Raw genomic sequence first — 16,415 nt, forward strand, 5'->3', positions numbered from 1 at the left:
ACGATGTGGCAGGGGGATGCAGAGGGCGCTCATAGCACCGCCTCCAGCATTGCCGAGAGTTCTTCCGCCGTTTCTTCGTCCGAACCGGAGAATCCCACGGGTTTGAACCGTATGTTGCCGGCCCTGTCTATGATGAACTTGGCGGGAATCCCTTTGGCCCGGTAGCTCTTCATGACCGGATATTCTTTGGTATCCGGGTCTGGGATGTCGAACAGCACGTTGAATGCATATCCCTTCTCTTTCAGGTAGTTGCGGACGGACTCCCGCATGCCTTTTTTGTTTTCCAGCGTGTGGATGAAGAGGAATACGACGTCTTTATTGCCGGCATACCGGCCGGCCGTTTTCTGCATGGCGGGGAAAGAGGCTTTGCAAGGGCCGCACCACGTAGCCCAAAAATCAAGCACCACCACCTTCCCTTTCAGGCTGCCCAGCGACACCTCTTTTCCGTCCAGGTTGCGGAGCGTAAATAAGGGAGCGGGTTCGTTCACCATGATTTGTGCGAGTTTCTCTTGCAGGGACTTGCGGTAGTCCGTTTTCAGTCCGTCCATATAGGCGTCAAAACCTTTTTCTTCCTTGTTGTTCCGGATATATGCCTGCCGCAGCCAGCCGATATGCCGTGAGGCCGCCTTTCCGGTACGTACCAGTTCTTCCAGCATGGGGACCGCCTCGTTGAATTTCTTTTCGAAAACCAGTGTCGTGACGTAATGGTCGATGGTGGGGAAATCCTTTTTATCGCCGGATTCGTATATCTGCCCGGCATAGGGGGCGGCTTCCCGGATACGGTTGCTTTTTATCAGTCCTTCTACGTACCATCCGAGAATCAGATAATATTTACCCTTCTCTTCTTTGCCGAGTTCTTTGGCTTTTTTCCCGCCAAGCGTCATTTGCACCGCTTTATCCAACAGCTCCGTTGCCGTGTCGAAACGGCCGTTCTCAAGGCATTTGCTTCCGGAGATAGCCAGTATGTCGCGTTTGAACGGAGAGTCGGCGATGTGCGACAAATATTCCTCTGCTTTCTCCCGTTTACCTTCGGCATAGAGGGCTTGTATGGTGAATGACGTCATCATGTCCAGCATCGGGTAGGCGAAATCCGCTTTCTCTTTCTTCACTTCTTTTATGAGCTCCTTTAGCATCTCTTCTTTCTGTCCCGCGGTTTCGGCGTGCATCAGCGCCGTCATGGCGGCGGATACCTTCTCTTTAGTCAGCTTTCCGTGTGCTTCTCCGGCTTCCGCTTCATCTGTCTCCTCCAGCAGTTGTACCAGTTGCCGGTAGAGCTTTGGGTCGGAAGGGCGCCTGGCAAAGGCGTCTGCGATTTTTCCCTGCCGGTCGATGACGACAATGCGCGGTACGGAGCGGATGCCGTAGTGTTTTGCCAGCCCGGACTTGAACCCTTCGGGGACATTGAGTTGCAGGGTTGCCCCGTTTTTGCCTTTCACGAGCGTTTTCCATGCCTGGAGCAGTTGGTCGCCGGTGTCCAGCGACAACGTGAAGAATCGGATGTTTTTTCCTTTCATCTTCTCTGCCAGCTCTTCCATGTAAGGCAGTTCCGCTTTGCAGGGAATACAGCCGCTGAACCAGAAATCGAGCACCATCACTGTTCCCGCATAGTCGGCGGAAGAATAGCTTTTCCCCTCCGTATCGTTGGCGGTGAAAGCTGGCGCCGTGTTTCCGCGGGTGATGCCGGCGTATTGTTCTTTTATCTGCCTGTATTGTTTCTCCAGCCGTGCCAGTTGTTGCAGGAATGCTTCGTCATGCCCCGGTACGGATGATTTTGCGACGGACAGATATACCGGGAAATCGTCGGAATATCCTGTTTTCAGGATTTGTTGCAGGTAGCGGGCCAGGAAAGCCGCTTTTACTTCGTTGTCGGATATTCTGGCGGCATACTGGGCAAGGAACCGGGTCGGGTGCGCTTCCCATTCCCCGGCTTTCTCCAATGTCTCCATCGACTCGCGCATGACGGTGAACCATTTCGGATAGTACAGCAGCGCGGCGTCTTCGTAACGGTTCTTTTTCACATCGTCGTAATAACCGGCGGGCAGTTCCGGGCGTTCGGCCGTAAACAGGCGTGCCATCGCCGGCCCGGTGAGCAATTGGCGGAGGAACGAGTACCTGTAATAAGACTCGTGTATGCGTATGAAACCGGCGGGCAATCCCGATGTTTTCAATGCTTCGACAGACTCTTCCACCCTCCGGTGTTGAAGTTCCAGCCAGTCTTCGGAATACATGGCGATGTTTTCCGGGACTTTGGCGAAAGCCGGATGTTGCAGGATGAACCGGTTGATTTCCGCATTGTCTCCTTCAAAAGATACCTGCCCGTTTTTCTCCGTGATGCGGCTGGCGGAACCGGGAGTGACGAAAACGGTGTACGTCCGGTTATCGGACGCCATGTAATAGTAATAGGCGGGCTTTTCCAGCCGGAGCGCGGCGGTTTCGCCCGGTTTCACTTCCCGGTAACCGTAGACGGTGTCGCTCTCGCTTTGGAAATAGATGCTCTTTCCGCCGGTTTCCGCCGCGAAACTGACGTGTGCGTCCCGGTTGCCGGAAGGTGAGGCGAATTCCTTTGCATAAGTAAGCGTGCAGAGGAGCGCGGCTATAAGTAAGGTGAATGTTTTCATTACTTGCTGTTTTGTATCAGATGACTGTTTTGCATGGCAACGACGGGGAACGGGAACGTGAGCAGATGCGACGCCGGTGTCAGCGTATAGGTCTTGTCTTCGAATTCGCGTGTCAGCGTCTCGTTGAACTCGGTGCAGAAACGGCGCATATCGAAAAAGCCGTTGCTGGTGAACAGCAGTTCGCGCTTGCGCTCTTCGCGCACGATTTTCATGGCTTCGGTTGCGTCGGCGGCCGCCAGGTCGGTATAATATTTCCGGATGTGGCGGTTCTTGCGCAGGTCGTTGACGTATTTGACGGCGTTGTCCTTGTCGCCTTTGCGGGCATAGCATTCGGCAACCGTCAGATAGGCTTCGAAGAGTTTGATGCCTGCACAGTTCCACCGGAAGAACATATTGTTGAACATCTCGCTGCCGGATTCCGCGGTGACAGGCTGCTTGCCGGACGTACCTATGCAGAAAGTGTACCGCAGGTCTGTCTTTTTGTCGAACAAGTCCAGGACCGGCTTGCGGACGAGGGCGGCCTGCGGGGACATATAATTGAGGCCGTTCTGGTAGAACAGGTTCTCGGCATCTTCATACGGGTGGCTGAAATACATCATGGAGCCCATTTGACGGAAAGAGGTGTACATCATTCCGCCGTATTCGAACATCATGTCCGGCATCGTTGTCATTCCCATGGTCGTTTTAAATTGTTCCAGCCCGCTCTGGTATTCCGCGTTCATATCCCATAGCTTGTGGTTTCCTGCTCCTTCCGCTTCTTTGATACAGGCAAGGGCGGCCTCTAACGCCTGGTCGGTTTCCCTTTTGAACAGGTGTACTTTGGCTTTCAGGGCATAACCGAATGATTTGTCGGGGCGGAAAGCGTTCAACGCCTGGTGCGGCAGTCCGGGCAGGGCGTCTTCTATGTCCTGCTGAATCAGCGCATAAGCGTCGGCCACCGTTTTCTGTACGCCTTCCGATTCGAGGATGAACTCGTCGCGGAGGATGATTCCCCGTTCTTGCCCGGCTGTCGACGGGTCATAAGGCTTGGCGTAGGTGTTGATGAGGTAGAAATAGTTGTAGGCGCGCAATATCTTTGCCTGCGCTTTACCCTCCGCTTTCTCCGTCCCGTTTCCTTTCGAGTCGTCTATGTTCTGGATGATGATGTTGTACTTGGCTATTTTGTTGTAGCACATGGTGTACAGGTCGCCGCTTCCCGTGGCAGTCATGTAAGGAGCGCGGTTGAACGCTTCGTCCCAGAAGAAACAGGCCGACATGAGCGGGTCCGCATAGTTTTTTATATTATCCACATAAGCCGGCGCATGTTCTCCGCAGAGATACCATTCGTTGCTTAGGGGATAGCCGTATATGTCTTCGAGCAGCCCCAGGTAGTCGCTCGTTTCGTTGAGGACCGATTCCCCTTTGGGAACCAGGTCCAGGTAATTGTCGCAGGCGGTGAGCATGAGCATGATTGCCGCCAGGCTGCTTATGATGTTGTTCCGTTTCATGATGAATGGTTTTTAGAAGTTGATATGAATGCCGAATATGTAGCTGGCGGCCTGCTCGGATGCGCGTGTCCCGTCATTGGCGTTGAAGGCTTCCGGGTCGATATCCCGCTTGTTGGCCGCCCAGTAGCAGGGATTGTTGACTTGTGCGTGCAGGCTGATTGCCTTGAATCCCGCTTTGCCGATCCATTGTTGCGGCAGGCTGTAGGAAAGCCCGATGTTGCGTACTTTGGCGAAGGAGGCGCTTGCCGTGTTGTAGTCGGCGTATTTCCAGTGGTAGCCCCTTTCGCCTTGCGTCCCGTAGACGTTCATGGACGGTATGTCCGTGTCCGTATGTTCCGGCGTCCAACGGTTGGCGATGTCTTCGTGCATATTGCCTACCTGCTTGCTGCTGTCGTAATTGATTCCGTTATAGAGGGGAGTGGCGTCCGTACGCAGGGTATGTCCGGTGTAATACACGATTTTGGTAAAAAGCCTGAGCTCTTTCCATTGCAGGCTGATGTCGAGGGCGCCGTTCCATTTCGGGTCGAGCTGCCCCATGCATACCAGGGCGTTGATGTCGCGCACTCCTTCCAGTGACACGGCGGTTCCTTCGGCATTGTACACGGAAGGGTTTCCTTCGGCTGTCAGCCCGGCGTAACGGTAGGCATAGACCGAATTGTACGTGTCCCCTTGCAGGTAATTGCTCGTGGGCGATTGCATCATGACAACCGCGTCTGTCGGCAGGTATCCCGTCTTTTTGATTTTGTTGCTGTTGAAGGCGGCTGTGAAACCGGTGTTGAGCGACCAGTCCCTGCTTTTGAGCCAGTCATAGGACAGGTTCAGCTCAAGCCCTCTGTTGCGCATCGCCCCGTTGTTGAATTTGGCGTTCTCGAAGCCTGAGGAGGGGTCGAGGCTCTTTCGGGCGAGCAGGTCCGAACTGTAGCGGTTGTAGAAATCGATGCTGCCGTTCAGCCGGTGGAAAAAGGCGAAGTCCAGGCCGATATTGACGGTCGATGTCTTTTCCCAACGGAGCAGTTTGTTGGGAGGCGCCATGATGTCTGTCAGGTTGGCGCCGCTGTAGGGCGAAACCAGATAAGTGCCCAGCAGGTAGGGCGAAGAGCTTTGGTCTACGTTGCCGGTGATGCCGTAGGTGGCACGCAGTTTGAGCATGTCGATCCATTCTGTTCCTTTCATGAACGCTTCGTTCGAGATGTTCCAACTGGCGCCTGCCGACCATAGAGGGCGGTAACGGTATTTGGGGTCCGAACCGAACAGGTCGGCCTGTTCCACCCGGACGCTGGCGTTCAGGGCATAGCGCGTGTCATACGTGTAGCCTGCGTTGAAATAGGCTGAAACATAGCGGTGGTGGGAATCGTAGACTCCGACGGATTCGGTCTTGTTGGCGGCGTTGCTGTTCAGTTGTCCGAGCACGCCGTCTTTCTGTAATGTCGCCCAGTCTACCATCTGGTTCGTCAGTTTCAAATCGTCGTATCCGTACCGTTCGCCGTTTTTGCCGCGGTATTTGTCTTCACGGATTTCCCCTCCCAGCAGGGCGGTGATGTCGTGCTTGCCGGCAATCATGGTCTGGTAGTTGAGCTGCCCTCTCAGGTTCAGGTATGAATACCGCGCGTTCGAGTTCGCCAGCCTTCCTCCTTCCGGGATGTTGTAAATGAATCCGCCTTTGGGATTGACGGAAGCGAACCGGTTAATCATGTATCGCATGAGGTAGGAATCTGCCTCGTCGTATTGTTCCGTGTCCGATATGCGGTTCTCATACTGGAATTTGACGCCGAAGTCCAGCCCTTTGGCAATCTTGAAGTCTGCGTGGGTGAATAGCTTCCAGTACATGTCACTGGTCTTTTGCATATTCTTGGAGGCCTCTTCCGCCGCGTTGTATCCCATGAATTGCAGACCTTCGGTTTCGTTCAGGGTTTGTGCATGGTAGTAGTTGTACGGATAGACGTAGGCATAGCTTCCGTCTTCGTTATAGAGCGCGTCGTAGGGCATTGCCTGTGTCGCGCCCTGGTATTCCGCCTGCGAGTAATCGCTGCCGGTGACGGCGACATTGGCGCCAAGCGTCAGTTTGAACCATTTGGCCAGGTCCAGTTCGTTTTTCAGGTAGAATGTGTATCTGTCCCAACTGTCGTGTTTGTTGTAGGTGGTCTGGTTCTCGTAGCGTGCGGAGAAGAAAAGGCTCGACTTGTCGCTGCCTTTCGAGATGGAAACGTTGTAGTCTTGTGTGAAGTTCATCTGTTGCAACGCTTCCCGGTAGGCTTTGCGGTAATCGTTTTTGCGCAGGATGTCCAGAGAGCTGTTCAGTTGGTTTTCCGTAATCTCGCCTTTTGCCAGGCGGTAGTAGAGCCTGTCTACGCTGGTGACATATTGGGGAGACCTGAGTTCATTCCGGCTCTCGAAATAGTCGAGCGGGTTGTTCCGGTAGGTCGGGTGGTTCAGCAGGTAAGCCTGTTCGTAGCCGATGATGTCGCTTGTAGACGCATAGTGCTGGTAGTCGAGAGACGGCAGCGGATTCAGGTAGTAGTTGGCCGAGATGTTGATGTTCGCCTTTCTGCTTGTCCCGCGTTTGGTGCTGGCTACGATGACGCCGTTTGAGGCGCGTACTCCGTATAGGGAAGTGGCTGCGGCGTCTTTCAGCACGGTGATTGTTTCAATGTCGTCGGGGTTCAGCTCGTTGAGGCTGACGCCTGTGACGGGCTGTCCGTCCAGCACCAGGAGCGGCGTCGAGTTGATGGCGAATGAAGAAGTGCCGCGGATGCTTGTCTTTCCGTTGTAGGTAGTCAGTCCCGGAGTGCTGCCTTCGAGCTTGCTTCCCAGGTTCATGCCTTGAATCTTGTCGAGGTAACCGCTTTTTACGATGGTGGCCGCGCCCGTTGACCGTTCGCGTGAAATCGTTTGGAAGCCGGTGACGATGACTGCGTCCAGTTGGTGCACGTTTTCTACCATGACTACTTGCAGGAGCCCTTCGCCGCTGTAGACCACGTCATGGGATTTCATGCCTACGGAAGAAAAGTTGAGTACCGTCCCGTAAGCCAGCGGTCTGGGGAAGGAGAAATGCCCGTCGATGTCGGTGACGGTTCCCTGGCTTTTATCTTGTGTGAAGATGGCGACGCCCGGCAGTACGTTGCCGTCGCTGTCGGTGACACGCCCGTTCAGCAATGTCCGGATGATGGCTTTTTTGGGGATGGCGGTGATGACAATCGTCCTTTCTTTCAGGGAGTATTGCAGCCCGGTTCCCGCCAGCAGTTTTTTCATGATTTCATGGATGTCCGCTTCCTGTAAGGATACGGACACGCTGATTCCTTTCAGCAGGGAGGCGTTATAGAAAAACTGGTAATCATACTGTTTACTTAGCTTCTCCAACACATTTTCCAGCGGTTTCCCGGCAACCGCAATCGTCATTTTTTCCGGGCGGCCTGTCTGTGCGTATGCCAGCGGGGCGGTACAGGACAGGATGAAGGCGATGCCTGTCATGAGTCCTTTGGAAATAAACTTGTTTGTCATAACTACGTCAGGTTTATAATATTAGATTTAACTGTCAGTCTTTTTTCTCCACGGCATCCACTTTCCTGTCCCGGTGAATCTTGAAATCGAGCTCGCCGGTCAGGCGGAGTATGTTCAGGATGCCTGCGAGTGGCTGTTTGCGCGATAGTATGCCGCTGTAACGTATGTTCCTGATGTCTTCGCTTACGTTGATTTCCACGTTATACCACCGGGATAGCTCGTCCATGATATTGCTTATTGTCTCGTTGCGGAAAACGAACTTCTCTTCCGTCCAGCCGGTGGTTGCCGGCAGGTTTGCCAGGGTTATGCCGTATGTGTGCGATGTTTGCCGGTAGACGAACTGTTCTCCGGGCGACAGTGTGGCGAGTATCTCCTGCCCTTTGCGCACGTTGACCCTGCCTTCGAGCAGGGTGATGCGCGTGGTCTCTCCTGTTTCGTAGGCTTTGATATTGAAAGTGGTTCCTGTCACCTCTACGTTCAGCATTCCCAATAATACGTAGAACGGGCTTTCCGGATTGGATTTTACCTTGAAGCAGGCCTCTCCTTTCAGCTTCACTTGCCGTATGTGCTTTTTAAAATGGGTGGGGAAAAGCAGTTCTGAAGCTGCGTTCAGTTGAATCGTCGTCCCGTCTTCCAGGGTCAGCCGGTATCCGCCGCCTGCCGGGACGGACAGTTTGTTGAACCGGTTGTCGGGATTCAGGTCGATGGCGACGTTCTTCTTGCCGTCCGGCGTATTGCCGGTCAGCCGGTTGCCTTTTACCGCCAGGTTGTTTTCCGCCAGTTCCACCGGTTTGTCGCTTTGCGCGATGATGGAGGTTCTGGGGGCGACGGGGACGGAGGCGGCCCATTCGACAGCGCTCTCTTTCCTGTTTTCCATCCATAGCCGGATGCTTGCCGTTCCGAGAACCAACAGGAGGGAAGCTGCGATGCTGATGCGATACAGGATGCGCCTGCCGGATTTGCCGGCGGGAGGGGCGATTCGCCTGTTGACTGCCTCCAGCTCTTTTTCCGTATCAATCGAATCGTGGAAGCGGATTTCCTGCAGGAGGTTTTCCTGTTTCTGTATTTCTCCGTTCAGACCGGGATTTTCTTTTTTCCAGTTCCGGACCAGGGAGGAGGCGGAGGGCTCTCCCGTGCAGATTTCCTTTGCCAGTTCTTCGGCTATCAGGAGGCTCTCTTCTATTTTACGGTTTGTCATATCGGCCAGAATCAATGTTGTTTCATGAACTAAAACAACATGATTGAGGGATGGTATGATACGAAAACCGTTTTTTTATAAAATAAGCAGTAAAAATCTTAATTCTTCCAGTTCGGCACGAAGGCGGGCGTAGGCGTGCATCTTATGTGTTTTCACGGTGGTGACCGAGAGTGACAGCAAATCCGCTATTTCCTGGTTGGATTTGTTTTGAAGCGACAGGATGATGATTTCCTGTTCCCGCGGGGTGAGTTGTTTGATTTTCTTCCGCACGATGAAAGAGATTTCTTCGCGGATGATGTTCTCGTGGATGAACTCTTCGCTTTGCATCTTCTGTAACTGGCTCTCGGCATAGCGGTTTTTCACGTCCTCATGTTTCAGGAAGTTGAGGCAGCGGTTGGCGATAGAACGGTAGAAGAAGGCTTTGATGGTTACGATGGAGGAGAAATTCCCGCGTTGTTCCCAAAAGGCGATGAAGACCTCCTGCACAATATCGCGCGCTTCTTCCGTATCCAGATGATACCGGCAGGCAAAAGACAGGAATAAGGTATAGTACTTTTTAAAAAATAAATCGAACTCCTTCTTGCTGTTTATTCCGTTTGCTGCCAGCTTGTCAATATTGTTTTTGTTGTTTTCTTGAGGTATTGCCATTCAATTTGCTGTTTTTCCGCCATGAACTCCGGCAGGGCCGTCGTTTTATGGAGGTTTTCCCTTCACTGAAAGACGCAAAAGTACGTATTTCCTTTTATTGAATAAATTTTTTTGTGGTTTTTCTGCTTTTTAAGTTTCCGTTGTCGCCGATATCCTTTAAATACTGACTATTTGTTAACCGGTTCTCTTTCGTTCTTTCTTGGCTTTTTCTGTTTTCTCTTTTGTCTTCTTTCGTTCTCTCTTGGCTTTTCCTGTTCTCTCTTTTGTCTTCTTTCATTCTCTCTTGGTTTTTCCTGTTCTCTCTTTTGTTTTCTTTCGTTCTCTCTTGGTTTTTCTTGTTTTCTCTTTTGTCTTCTTTCGTTCTCTCTTGGTTTTTCCTGTTCTTTCTTTTGTTTTCTTCGTTCTCTCTTCTCTTTTCCTGTTTTTCTTTGTTTTCTGTTGTTTTCGGATGATTCCGATGTCCGGACGGGGAAATGTCTTATCTTTGCGGGCGTGGTTCAATTTATAAATCCTGTGATATTGTAAGTCCTGTGATATGAGGAACGTTTTTATATTGGTTGTTTTGTCTGTCTGTTTTCTCCCGTTACGGGGGCAGGCAACTCTTTCCCGGATAGATTCGCTTATCGGGAGGATGCTTCCCGAAGCATCGGAGGTCGGCATATCCGTCTACGATTTGACGGCTAAAAAAACGCTTTACAGCTACCGTGCGGAGAAACTTTCCCGTCCCGCCTCTACCATGAAGCTGCTGACGGCGATTACCGCCCTTTCCCGCCCCGAAGCCCGCGAGCCTTTCCGTACGGAGGTATGGCATGACGGTGTGATAGAGCGTGATACATTGCAAGGCAACTTGTATGTGGTAGGCGGATTTGACCCGGAGTTTGACAGCCAGGCGATGGATTCATTGATAGAAGAGGTGGCGGCTTTCCCTTTTTCGGTGATTAGCGGGCGGGTATATGGCGATGTTTCGATGAAGGATTCCCTTTACTGGGGCAGCGGATGGGCGTGGGACGATACGCCGGCGGGCTATCAGCCTTATTTGTCCCCGCTGATGTTCTGCAAAGGGACTGTGCAGGTTTCCGTAGTCCCCTCTACGGTGCGGGGCGATACGGCGAGTGTCTCCTGCCGGCCTGTATCTTCTTATTATACAGTGGCGAACCGGACGCAGACACGCACCCCTTTCGCCGGAAAATTTTCTTTGACGAGGGATTGGCTGACGAATGGGAACCATCTCGTCGTTTCGGGCAATGTCACTTCGATTCGGAAAGACGATATCAATATTTACGATTCTCCCCGTTTCTTTATGCATACTTTCCTGGAGCGTCTCCGCGGGAGAGGAATCGTTGTCTCCCAGCCGTATGGGTTTGCCGAACTGCCCCGCGACAGCGTGAAGACGGAGCGGATGGCTTGTTGGAACACTCCCGTACAGAAAGTGTTGGACCAACTGATGAAAGAGAGTGACAACCTCAACGGGGAAGCGTTTTTATGCCGGTTGGGGGCGCAGGCTACGGGGAAGAAACAGGTTGCCGCCGAAGACGGCATTGTCGAAATCATGAAGTTGGTCCGTCAGTTGGGGCATGACCCGAAAGACTATAAGATTGCCGACGGTTGCGGGCTTTCCAATTATAACTACCTCTCTCCTGCCCTACTGGTCGATTTCTTGAAGTATGCGTATTCCCGGACGGATATTTTCAGGAGTTTATATAAGGCTCTTCCCGTCGGCGGAGTGGACGGGACATTGAAATTCAGGATGAAAGGGACTCCTGCGTTTAGGAATGTACACGCCAAGACGGGTTCCTTTACAGCTATTAATGCGCTTGCGGGTTATCTGAAAATGAAAAACGGCCATGAAGTTGCATTTGCCATCATGAATCAGAATGTACTTTCGGCTGCCAAAGCAAGGGCGTTTCAGGATAAGGTTTGCGAGGTGATTATCGGACGGTAGGCTAGTCCGTCCCGGAATGGGAGGTTTCATCCGGAGCGGAATCCGTTTGGGGAAGGATGGGTGGATTCATGCTTTGCAGTTCGGAAATGGGGCAGGTGGTTTTTTATTGTAAATGTTTTTTGTGAGTAGTTTTTGTAATCGTTTCTTGTGATTAGTTCTTGCAAATATTTCTTGTGTGTGGTTCTTGTAAACGTTTTTTGTGTGTAGTTTTTGCAAACGTTTCTTGTGGTTAGTTCTTGCAAATATTTCTTGTGATTAGTTCTTGCAAATGTTTCTTGTGAGTGATTCTTGCAAATGTTTTTTGTGTGTGGTTCTTGTAAACGTTTTTTGTGTGTAGTTCTTTGCAAATATTTCTTGTGAGTGGTTCTTGCAAACGTTTCTTGTGTGTAGTTCTTGTAAATGTTTCTTGTGAGTGTTTCTTGCAAACGTTTCTTGTGAGTGTTTCTTGCAAACGTTTCTTGTGTGTGGTTCTTGAAACGTTTCTTGTGTATAGTTTTTGGAAGCCGTTTATTGAGAGATATTCATTATATAAAAATGAAGAGTCAATGTTTGTGGAAAGGGTACATTTGCTTTTCACTAAGTTTCAAAAATACGGAATTTGCTGAATATCCTCTATCGGTCTCTCTATAAAAACGCAATTGTATTCTCCGCTAGACAGAATCCCTGTATTTCTGTCTGTCAAAGAATACAATTGCAATTTTGAATCGGAATGCTGTAAATGATTCTATTTGCTTGAGAATAATTTTATTTATTATTTAGCATATTCAGCCCAATTCGTATTTCTCATATCGCCGCTCTTGGCTAGTTCTGCATGCATGCCGAGCGCAGCTTGTATGGCGTGCGGAGTCTGTGCCTTGTCGCCTGCCAGTTTGAGGTAATCCCAAAGAAGCTGTTTATAGTCGGGGTGCGCGCAGTTCTCGATGATGGCTTGTGCACGTTCTTTCGGGCTCTTGCCGCGAAGGTCGGCTACGCCTTGTTCGGTGATGATGATGTTTACGGAATGCTCGCTGTGGTCGAGATGGGACACCATCGGTACGATAGCACTGATTTTCCCCTCTTTTGCCACTGACGGACAAGTGAAGATAGAGATGTAGGCGTTGCGGGTGAAATCTCCCGAACCGCCGATACCGTTCATCATTTTGGTCCCGCCGATGTGGGTGGAGTTTACATTCCCGTAAATGTCGGCTTCGATGGCGGTGTTGATGGAGATGATTCCCAGACGGCGGACTACTTCGGGACTGTTGGATATTTCCGAAGGACGGAGTACCAGCTTGTCGCGGAAGAAATCCATATCGTTGTAAATACCTTCCAGACAGTCATTGGTGACAGTCAGCGAACAGGCACTGCCGAATTTGATGCGTCCTTCGCGAATCAGGCCGATGACGGAGTTCTGTATCACTTCGGTGTACATTTCAAACGGGGGAATCGTTTTGTCACGTCCCAGTGCGCCGAGTACGGCGTTGGCGATGTTCCCCACACCCGACTGCAAAGGAAGGAAGGTAGACGGGATGATGCCGCGTTTCATGTCGGCGGCAAGGAAGTCGGCGACATTCTGCCCGATTTTGTCGGTCAGCGGGTCGGCGGCAGCGAAAGAACGGGCTTCGTCCGGCCAGTCGGTTTCCACGATGCCGGCAATCTTTTGCGGGTCTACCTGCACGTAGGGCAGTCCGATGCGGTCACTCGGCTTGTAGATAGGTATTTCGCGGCGGTATGGCGGGTCGAGCGGCTCGTACACGTCGTGCATGCCCATGCCGGATTTGCTGTGCGCACTGTTCAGCTCCACGATAATCCGGTCGGCAAGGCGGCAGATGGTCGGCGAGATACCGCCGGCGGCGGTCAGGTAGATTTTCCCGTCCGGAGTCACCTCGCACGCTTCGATGATGGCGATGTCTACCTTGCCCATGAAGCCGTAGCGGACTTCCTGAGCCATTTGCGAGAGATGTATGTCATTGTAGGCAATTTCTCCGTTGTTCACTGCTTTGCGGAAATCGCTGTTGGTTGTGTAAGGGGCACGATAACGGATGGCTTTTGCGCGTGACAGCACGCCGTCACAGGATTCGCCGGTCGATGCGCCCGTGAAGATACCCACCTGGAAAGGGTTTCCTTTGGCATGTTCCGCTTCTGCTATCTTTGCGAGTTCGGCTGTAACGGCTTTTGCCGTTCCGGCGGGGGTAAACCCGCTGAGGCCGATATTGTAGCCATGTTTAATCAGGCTTGCAGCTTCTGCTGCCGAAATACGATTGAATGACATAAATAGTAAATTTCGTGTTAAATACAGTTGATATTTAATGATATTAATGATTTGCTCAATGTGTTCGTCTTCATGTCAGTACTTCCGTCGGAGTATCTCTCCCCAGACAATGGCGCGGCGCGCCTCTTCTACCGAGCGGATTTCAAAGTCTTCTCCTTGGTCGGGCGATTCATGGGGGGCGGAAGCCGCGTAATGGGAATCTTGCCGGCTGTTCCGCCTGTCCTGTGCGGCGCTGTTGGCAATGGAGGCGGCTACGGAGATTTCTTCTTTTTTTCTCTTCGGCGCCTGTCCGGATGTTTCCGGCGCCTGCTGCCGGGAAGGTTTTTTGCGTGCCGGAGGTTCGATGGGAATCGGGTTGAACGGCTCGCCCGAAGGCCTGGGTGTCCACGCTTCGGGCATGGGAATGTTTTCGGGAAATACCTCGTCCGGAGACGTCATCGGCGGGGTGCGATGTTTGTTACCGGCTTTTTTCGATTTGCCGCTTTTGTTCACCTCTTTGAATATTCCCACCAGGATGGCGCCTGCTATCAAGAGAAATTTCAAATAATCTTCCATTACGCTTCACTTCTAAATAGTTGTCCGCCAAAGGTAAGCATTTTATCCGGTTTAAGCTAACATTTGCTTATGAAAAGCTGGTATCCGGCTATGAAAAAAGGGCAGCTTCACAGCTCCCCTTAATTTTTTTAACCTAAACCTTAACTATGAAAAAATCTAATGTTTCTTTCATTGCACAAATGTGAAAAATAAATTTAAAATTGCCAAGGAATCTGCTTTGAAATGTTTATGGCATTAACATTAATTACAGAATAGCTTGCCGAAGCGCCTGTTTTTGTGTTATTTTCGTATCAATTTGCCGCTTATTGAAACCGAAGCCGTATCTTTGCGGGGAAATGGCGCGCCGGCAGGTGAATCGGCGCACGGGTATAAAAAATACATTAAATAATTATTTATGATGAACGAATTGACGGGAGCGGACTTTAAATCCGCAACTGCTGACGACAACAAGAAGTTGTTTATCGAAACTTACGGCTGCCAGATGAATGTGGCAGACAGCGAGGTGATAGCTTCGGTGATGCAAATGGCGGGCTATTCCGTAGCCGGGACGCTTGAAGAGGCGGACGCCGTGTTTATGAACACCTGTTCCATCCGCGACAATGCGGAGCAGAAAATCCTGAACCGCCTGGAGTTCTTCCATTCGTTGAAGAAAAAGAAGAAGCATCTGATTGTAGGGGTGCTGGGCTGCATGGCTGAGCGGGTGAAAGACGATTTGATTACGAACCATCACGTTGACCTTGTGGTGGGGCCCGACGCTTATCTGACGCTGCCCGACCTGATTGCCGCCGTGGAGGCCGGTGAGAAGGCGATTAATGTGGAGCTTTCCACCACCGAGACCTATCGGGATGTGATTCCGTCGCGTATCTGCGGCAACCATATTTCGGGTTTCGTATCTATCATGCGCGGATGCAATAATTTCTGTACCTATTGCATCGTGCCTTATACCCGCGGGCGCGAGCGCAGCCGTGACGTGGAAAGCATTCTGAACGAGGTGTCCGACCTGGCGGCGAAAGGCTATAAGGAGGTGACTCTGCTGGGGCAGAATGTCAATTCCTACCGTTTCGAGAAACCGACAGGCGAGGTGGTGACTTTTCCGATGTTGCTGCGCACCGTAGCGGAAGCTGCTCCGGGCATGCGTGTCCGCTTCACGACTTCCCATCCGAAGGATATGAGCGACGAGACGCTGGAGGTGATTGCGCAGGTTCCCAACGTATGCAAGCACATTCATTTGCCCGTACAGAGCGGAAGTTCCCGCATCCTGAAACTGATGAACCGCAAATATACCCGCGAGTGGTATCTGGACAGGGTGGCTGCCATCAGGCGCATCATCCCCGATTGCGGGCTGACTACCGATATTTTCTCCGGCTTCCATTCCGAGACGGAAGAGGACCACGCTTTGTCACTTTCCCTGATGGAGGAATGCGGGTATGATGCCGCTTTCATGTTCAAGTATTCCGAACGTCCGGGGACGTATGCTTCCAAGCATCTGGAAGATAATGTGCCCGAAGAGGTGAAGGTCCGCCGGCTCAATGAGATTATCGCTTTGCAGAACCGCTTGTCCGCCGAATCCAACCGGCGCTGCATCGGAAAGACTTACGAGGTGCTTGCGGAGGGTGTCTCCAAACGTTCGCGTGACCAGTTGTTCGGGCGTACCGAGCAGAACCGGGTGGTGGTGTTCGACCGGGGAACGCATCGTGTCGGTGATTTGGTGAACGTGCGTATCACGGAGGCCAGCTCGGCTACGCTGAAAGGCGAGGAGATTGTTTCGGATTAAAACGCCGCAGGGGTAGTTTACAATTTGTAACAGGAAAATTTGCGGTTTATTACGGAGGGTTTGCGATTCGTCCTAAGAGAATTTGCAATCTATCTGTAGTATTTACGATTCGTCTTAAGGAATTTGTAGTCTATTTATAGTACTTGTGATTCGTCTTAAAGAATTTGTAATCTATCAGGAGTACTTGCGATTCGTCTTAAGGGAATTCGTAATCTATCGGTAGTACTTGCGATTCGTCCTAAGGGAATTTGCAATTTATCAGGAGTGCTTGCGATTCGTCTTAAGGGATTTGTAGTCTATCTGTAGTACTTGTGATTCGTCTTAAAGAATTTGTAATCTATCAGGAGTACTTGGAATTCATCCTAAGGGGATTTGTAATTTATCTGTAATACTTGCGATTCGTCTTAAGGGAATTCGTAATCTATCGGTAGTACTTGCGATTCG

General features: G+C 51.3%; 10 protein-coding genes. 2 read left to right on the top strand and 8 right to left on the bottom strand.

What is annotated here, in order from left to right:
* Positions 1-29 precede the first annotated feature (29 nt).
* The 6 genes from Q5076_RS10725 to Q5076_RS10750 all read right to left on the bottom strand — a co-directional run bounded on the left by Q5076_RS10725 (position 30) and on the right by Q5076_RS10750 (position 9,726).
* Positions 30-2,618, bottom strand: a complete 2,589-nt coding sequence (locus Q5076_RS10725; RefSeq protein ID WP_303013080.1) for a TlpA disulfide reductase family protein — start codon at positions 2,616-2,618, stop codon at positions 30-32.
* Positions 2,618-4,105 carry a RagB/SusD family nutrient uptake outer membrane protein gene (locus Q5076_RS10730; protein WP_303013081.1) on the bottom strand — a complete coding sequence of 496 codons (1,488 nt, stop codon included), beginning with the start codon at positions 4,103-4,105 and terminating at the stop codon, positions 2,618-2,620. The genes Q5076_RS10725 and Q5076_RS10730 overlap by 1 nt, the downstream gene beginning before the upstream one ends.
* Before the next feature lie 12 nt (positions 4,106-4,117).
* The gene (locus tag Q5076_RS10735) at positions 4,118-7,603 is read right to left on the bottom strand and encodes a SusC/RagA family TonB-linked outer membrane protein (RefSeq protein WP_303013083.1); all 3,486 of its coding nucleotides are present in this window, start codon (positions 7,601-7,603) and stop codon (positions 4,118-4,120) included.
* A 34-nt stretch (positions 7,604-7,637) separates the two neighbouring features.
* Entirely contained in the window at positions 7,638-8,801 is a 1,164-nt protein-coding gene (locus Q5076_RS10740; protein ID WP_303013084.1) for a FecR family protein, read from the bottom strand.
* A gap of 75 nt (positions 8,802-8,876) precedes the next feature.
* Complete coding sequence (locus Q5076_RS10745) at positions 8,877-9,449, bottom strand: RNA polymerase sigma-70 factor (protein WP_303013085.1); 573 nt, start codon at positions 9,447-9,449, stop codon at positions 8,877-8,879.
* Positions 9,450-9,543: 94 nt separating this feature from the next.
* The gene (locus Q5076_RS10750; RefSeq protein WP_303013086.1) at positions 9,544-9,726 is read right to left on the bottom strand and encodes a hypothetical protein; all 183 of its coding nucleotides are present in this window, start codon (positions 9,724-9,726) and stop codon (positions 9,544-9,546) included.
* A 258-nt stretch (positions 9,727-9,984) separates the two neighbouring features.
* On the opposite strand from Q5076_RS10750, the gene dacB reads away from it, so the two are divergent.
* Positions 9,985-11,391: a D-alanyl-D-alanine carboxypeptidase/D-alanyl-D-alanine-endopeptidase gene (gene dacB / locus Q5076_RS10755; RefSeq protein WP_303013088.1), complete on the top strand. Its 1,407-nt coding sequence runs from the start codon at positions 9,985-9,987 to the stop codon at positions 11,389-11,391.
* 751 nt (positions 11,392-12,142) lie between these two features.
* Here dacB and Q5076_RS10760 read toward each other — a convergent pair.
* Together Q5076_RS10760 and Q5076_RS10765 are read right to left on the bottom strand one after the other, a co-directional pair.
* Positions 12,143-13,642, bottom strand: coding sequence for an acetyl-CoA hydrolase/transferase family protein (locus Q5076_RS10760; RefSeq protein ID WP_303013089.1), 1,500 nt, complete (start codon positions 13,640-13,642; stop codon positions 12,143-12,145).
* 75 nt (positions 13,643-13,717) lie between these two features.
* Entirely contained in the window at positions 13,718-14,197 is a 480-nt protein-coding gene (locus Q5076_RS10765) for a ferrichrome ABC transporter substrate-binding protein (RefSeq protein ID WP_303013090.1), read from the bottom strand.
* A gap of 397 nt (positions 14,198-14,594) precedes the next feature.
* Between Q5076_RS10765 and miaB the strand changes: the two genes are divergently transcribed.
* A complete protein-coding gene (gene miaB, locus Q5076_RS10770; protein WP_303013091.1) occupies positions 14,595-15,971 on the top strand; it encodes a tRNA (N6-isopentenyl adenosine(37)-C2)-methylthiotransferase MiaB in 1,377 nt (458 codons plus the stop codon).
* Positions 15,972-16,415: the final 444 nt, after the last annotated feature.

Source organism: uncultured Bacteroides sp., assembly GCF_958445495.1.
Lineage (GTDB): Bacteria > Bacteroidota > Bacteroidia > Bacteroidales > Bacteroidaceae > Bacteroides.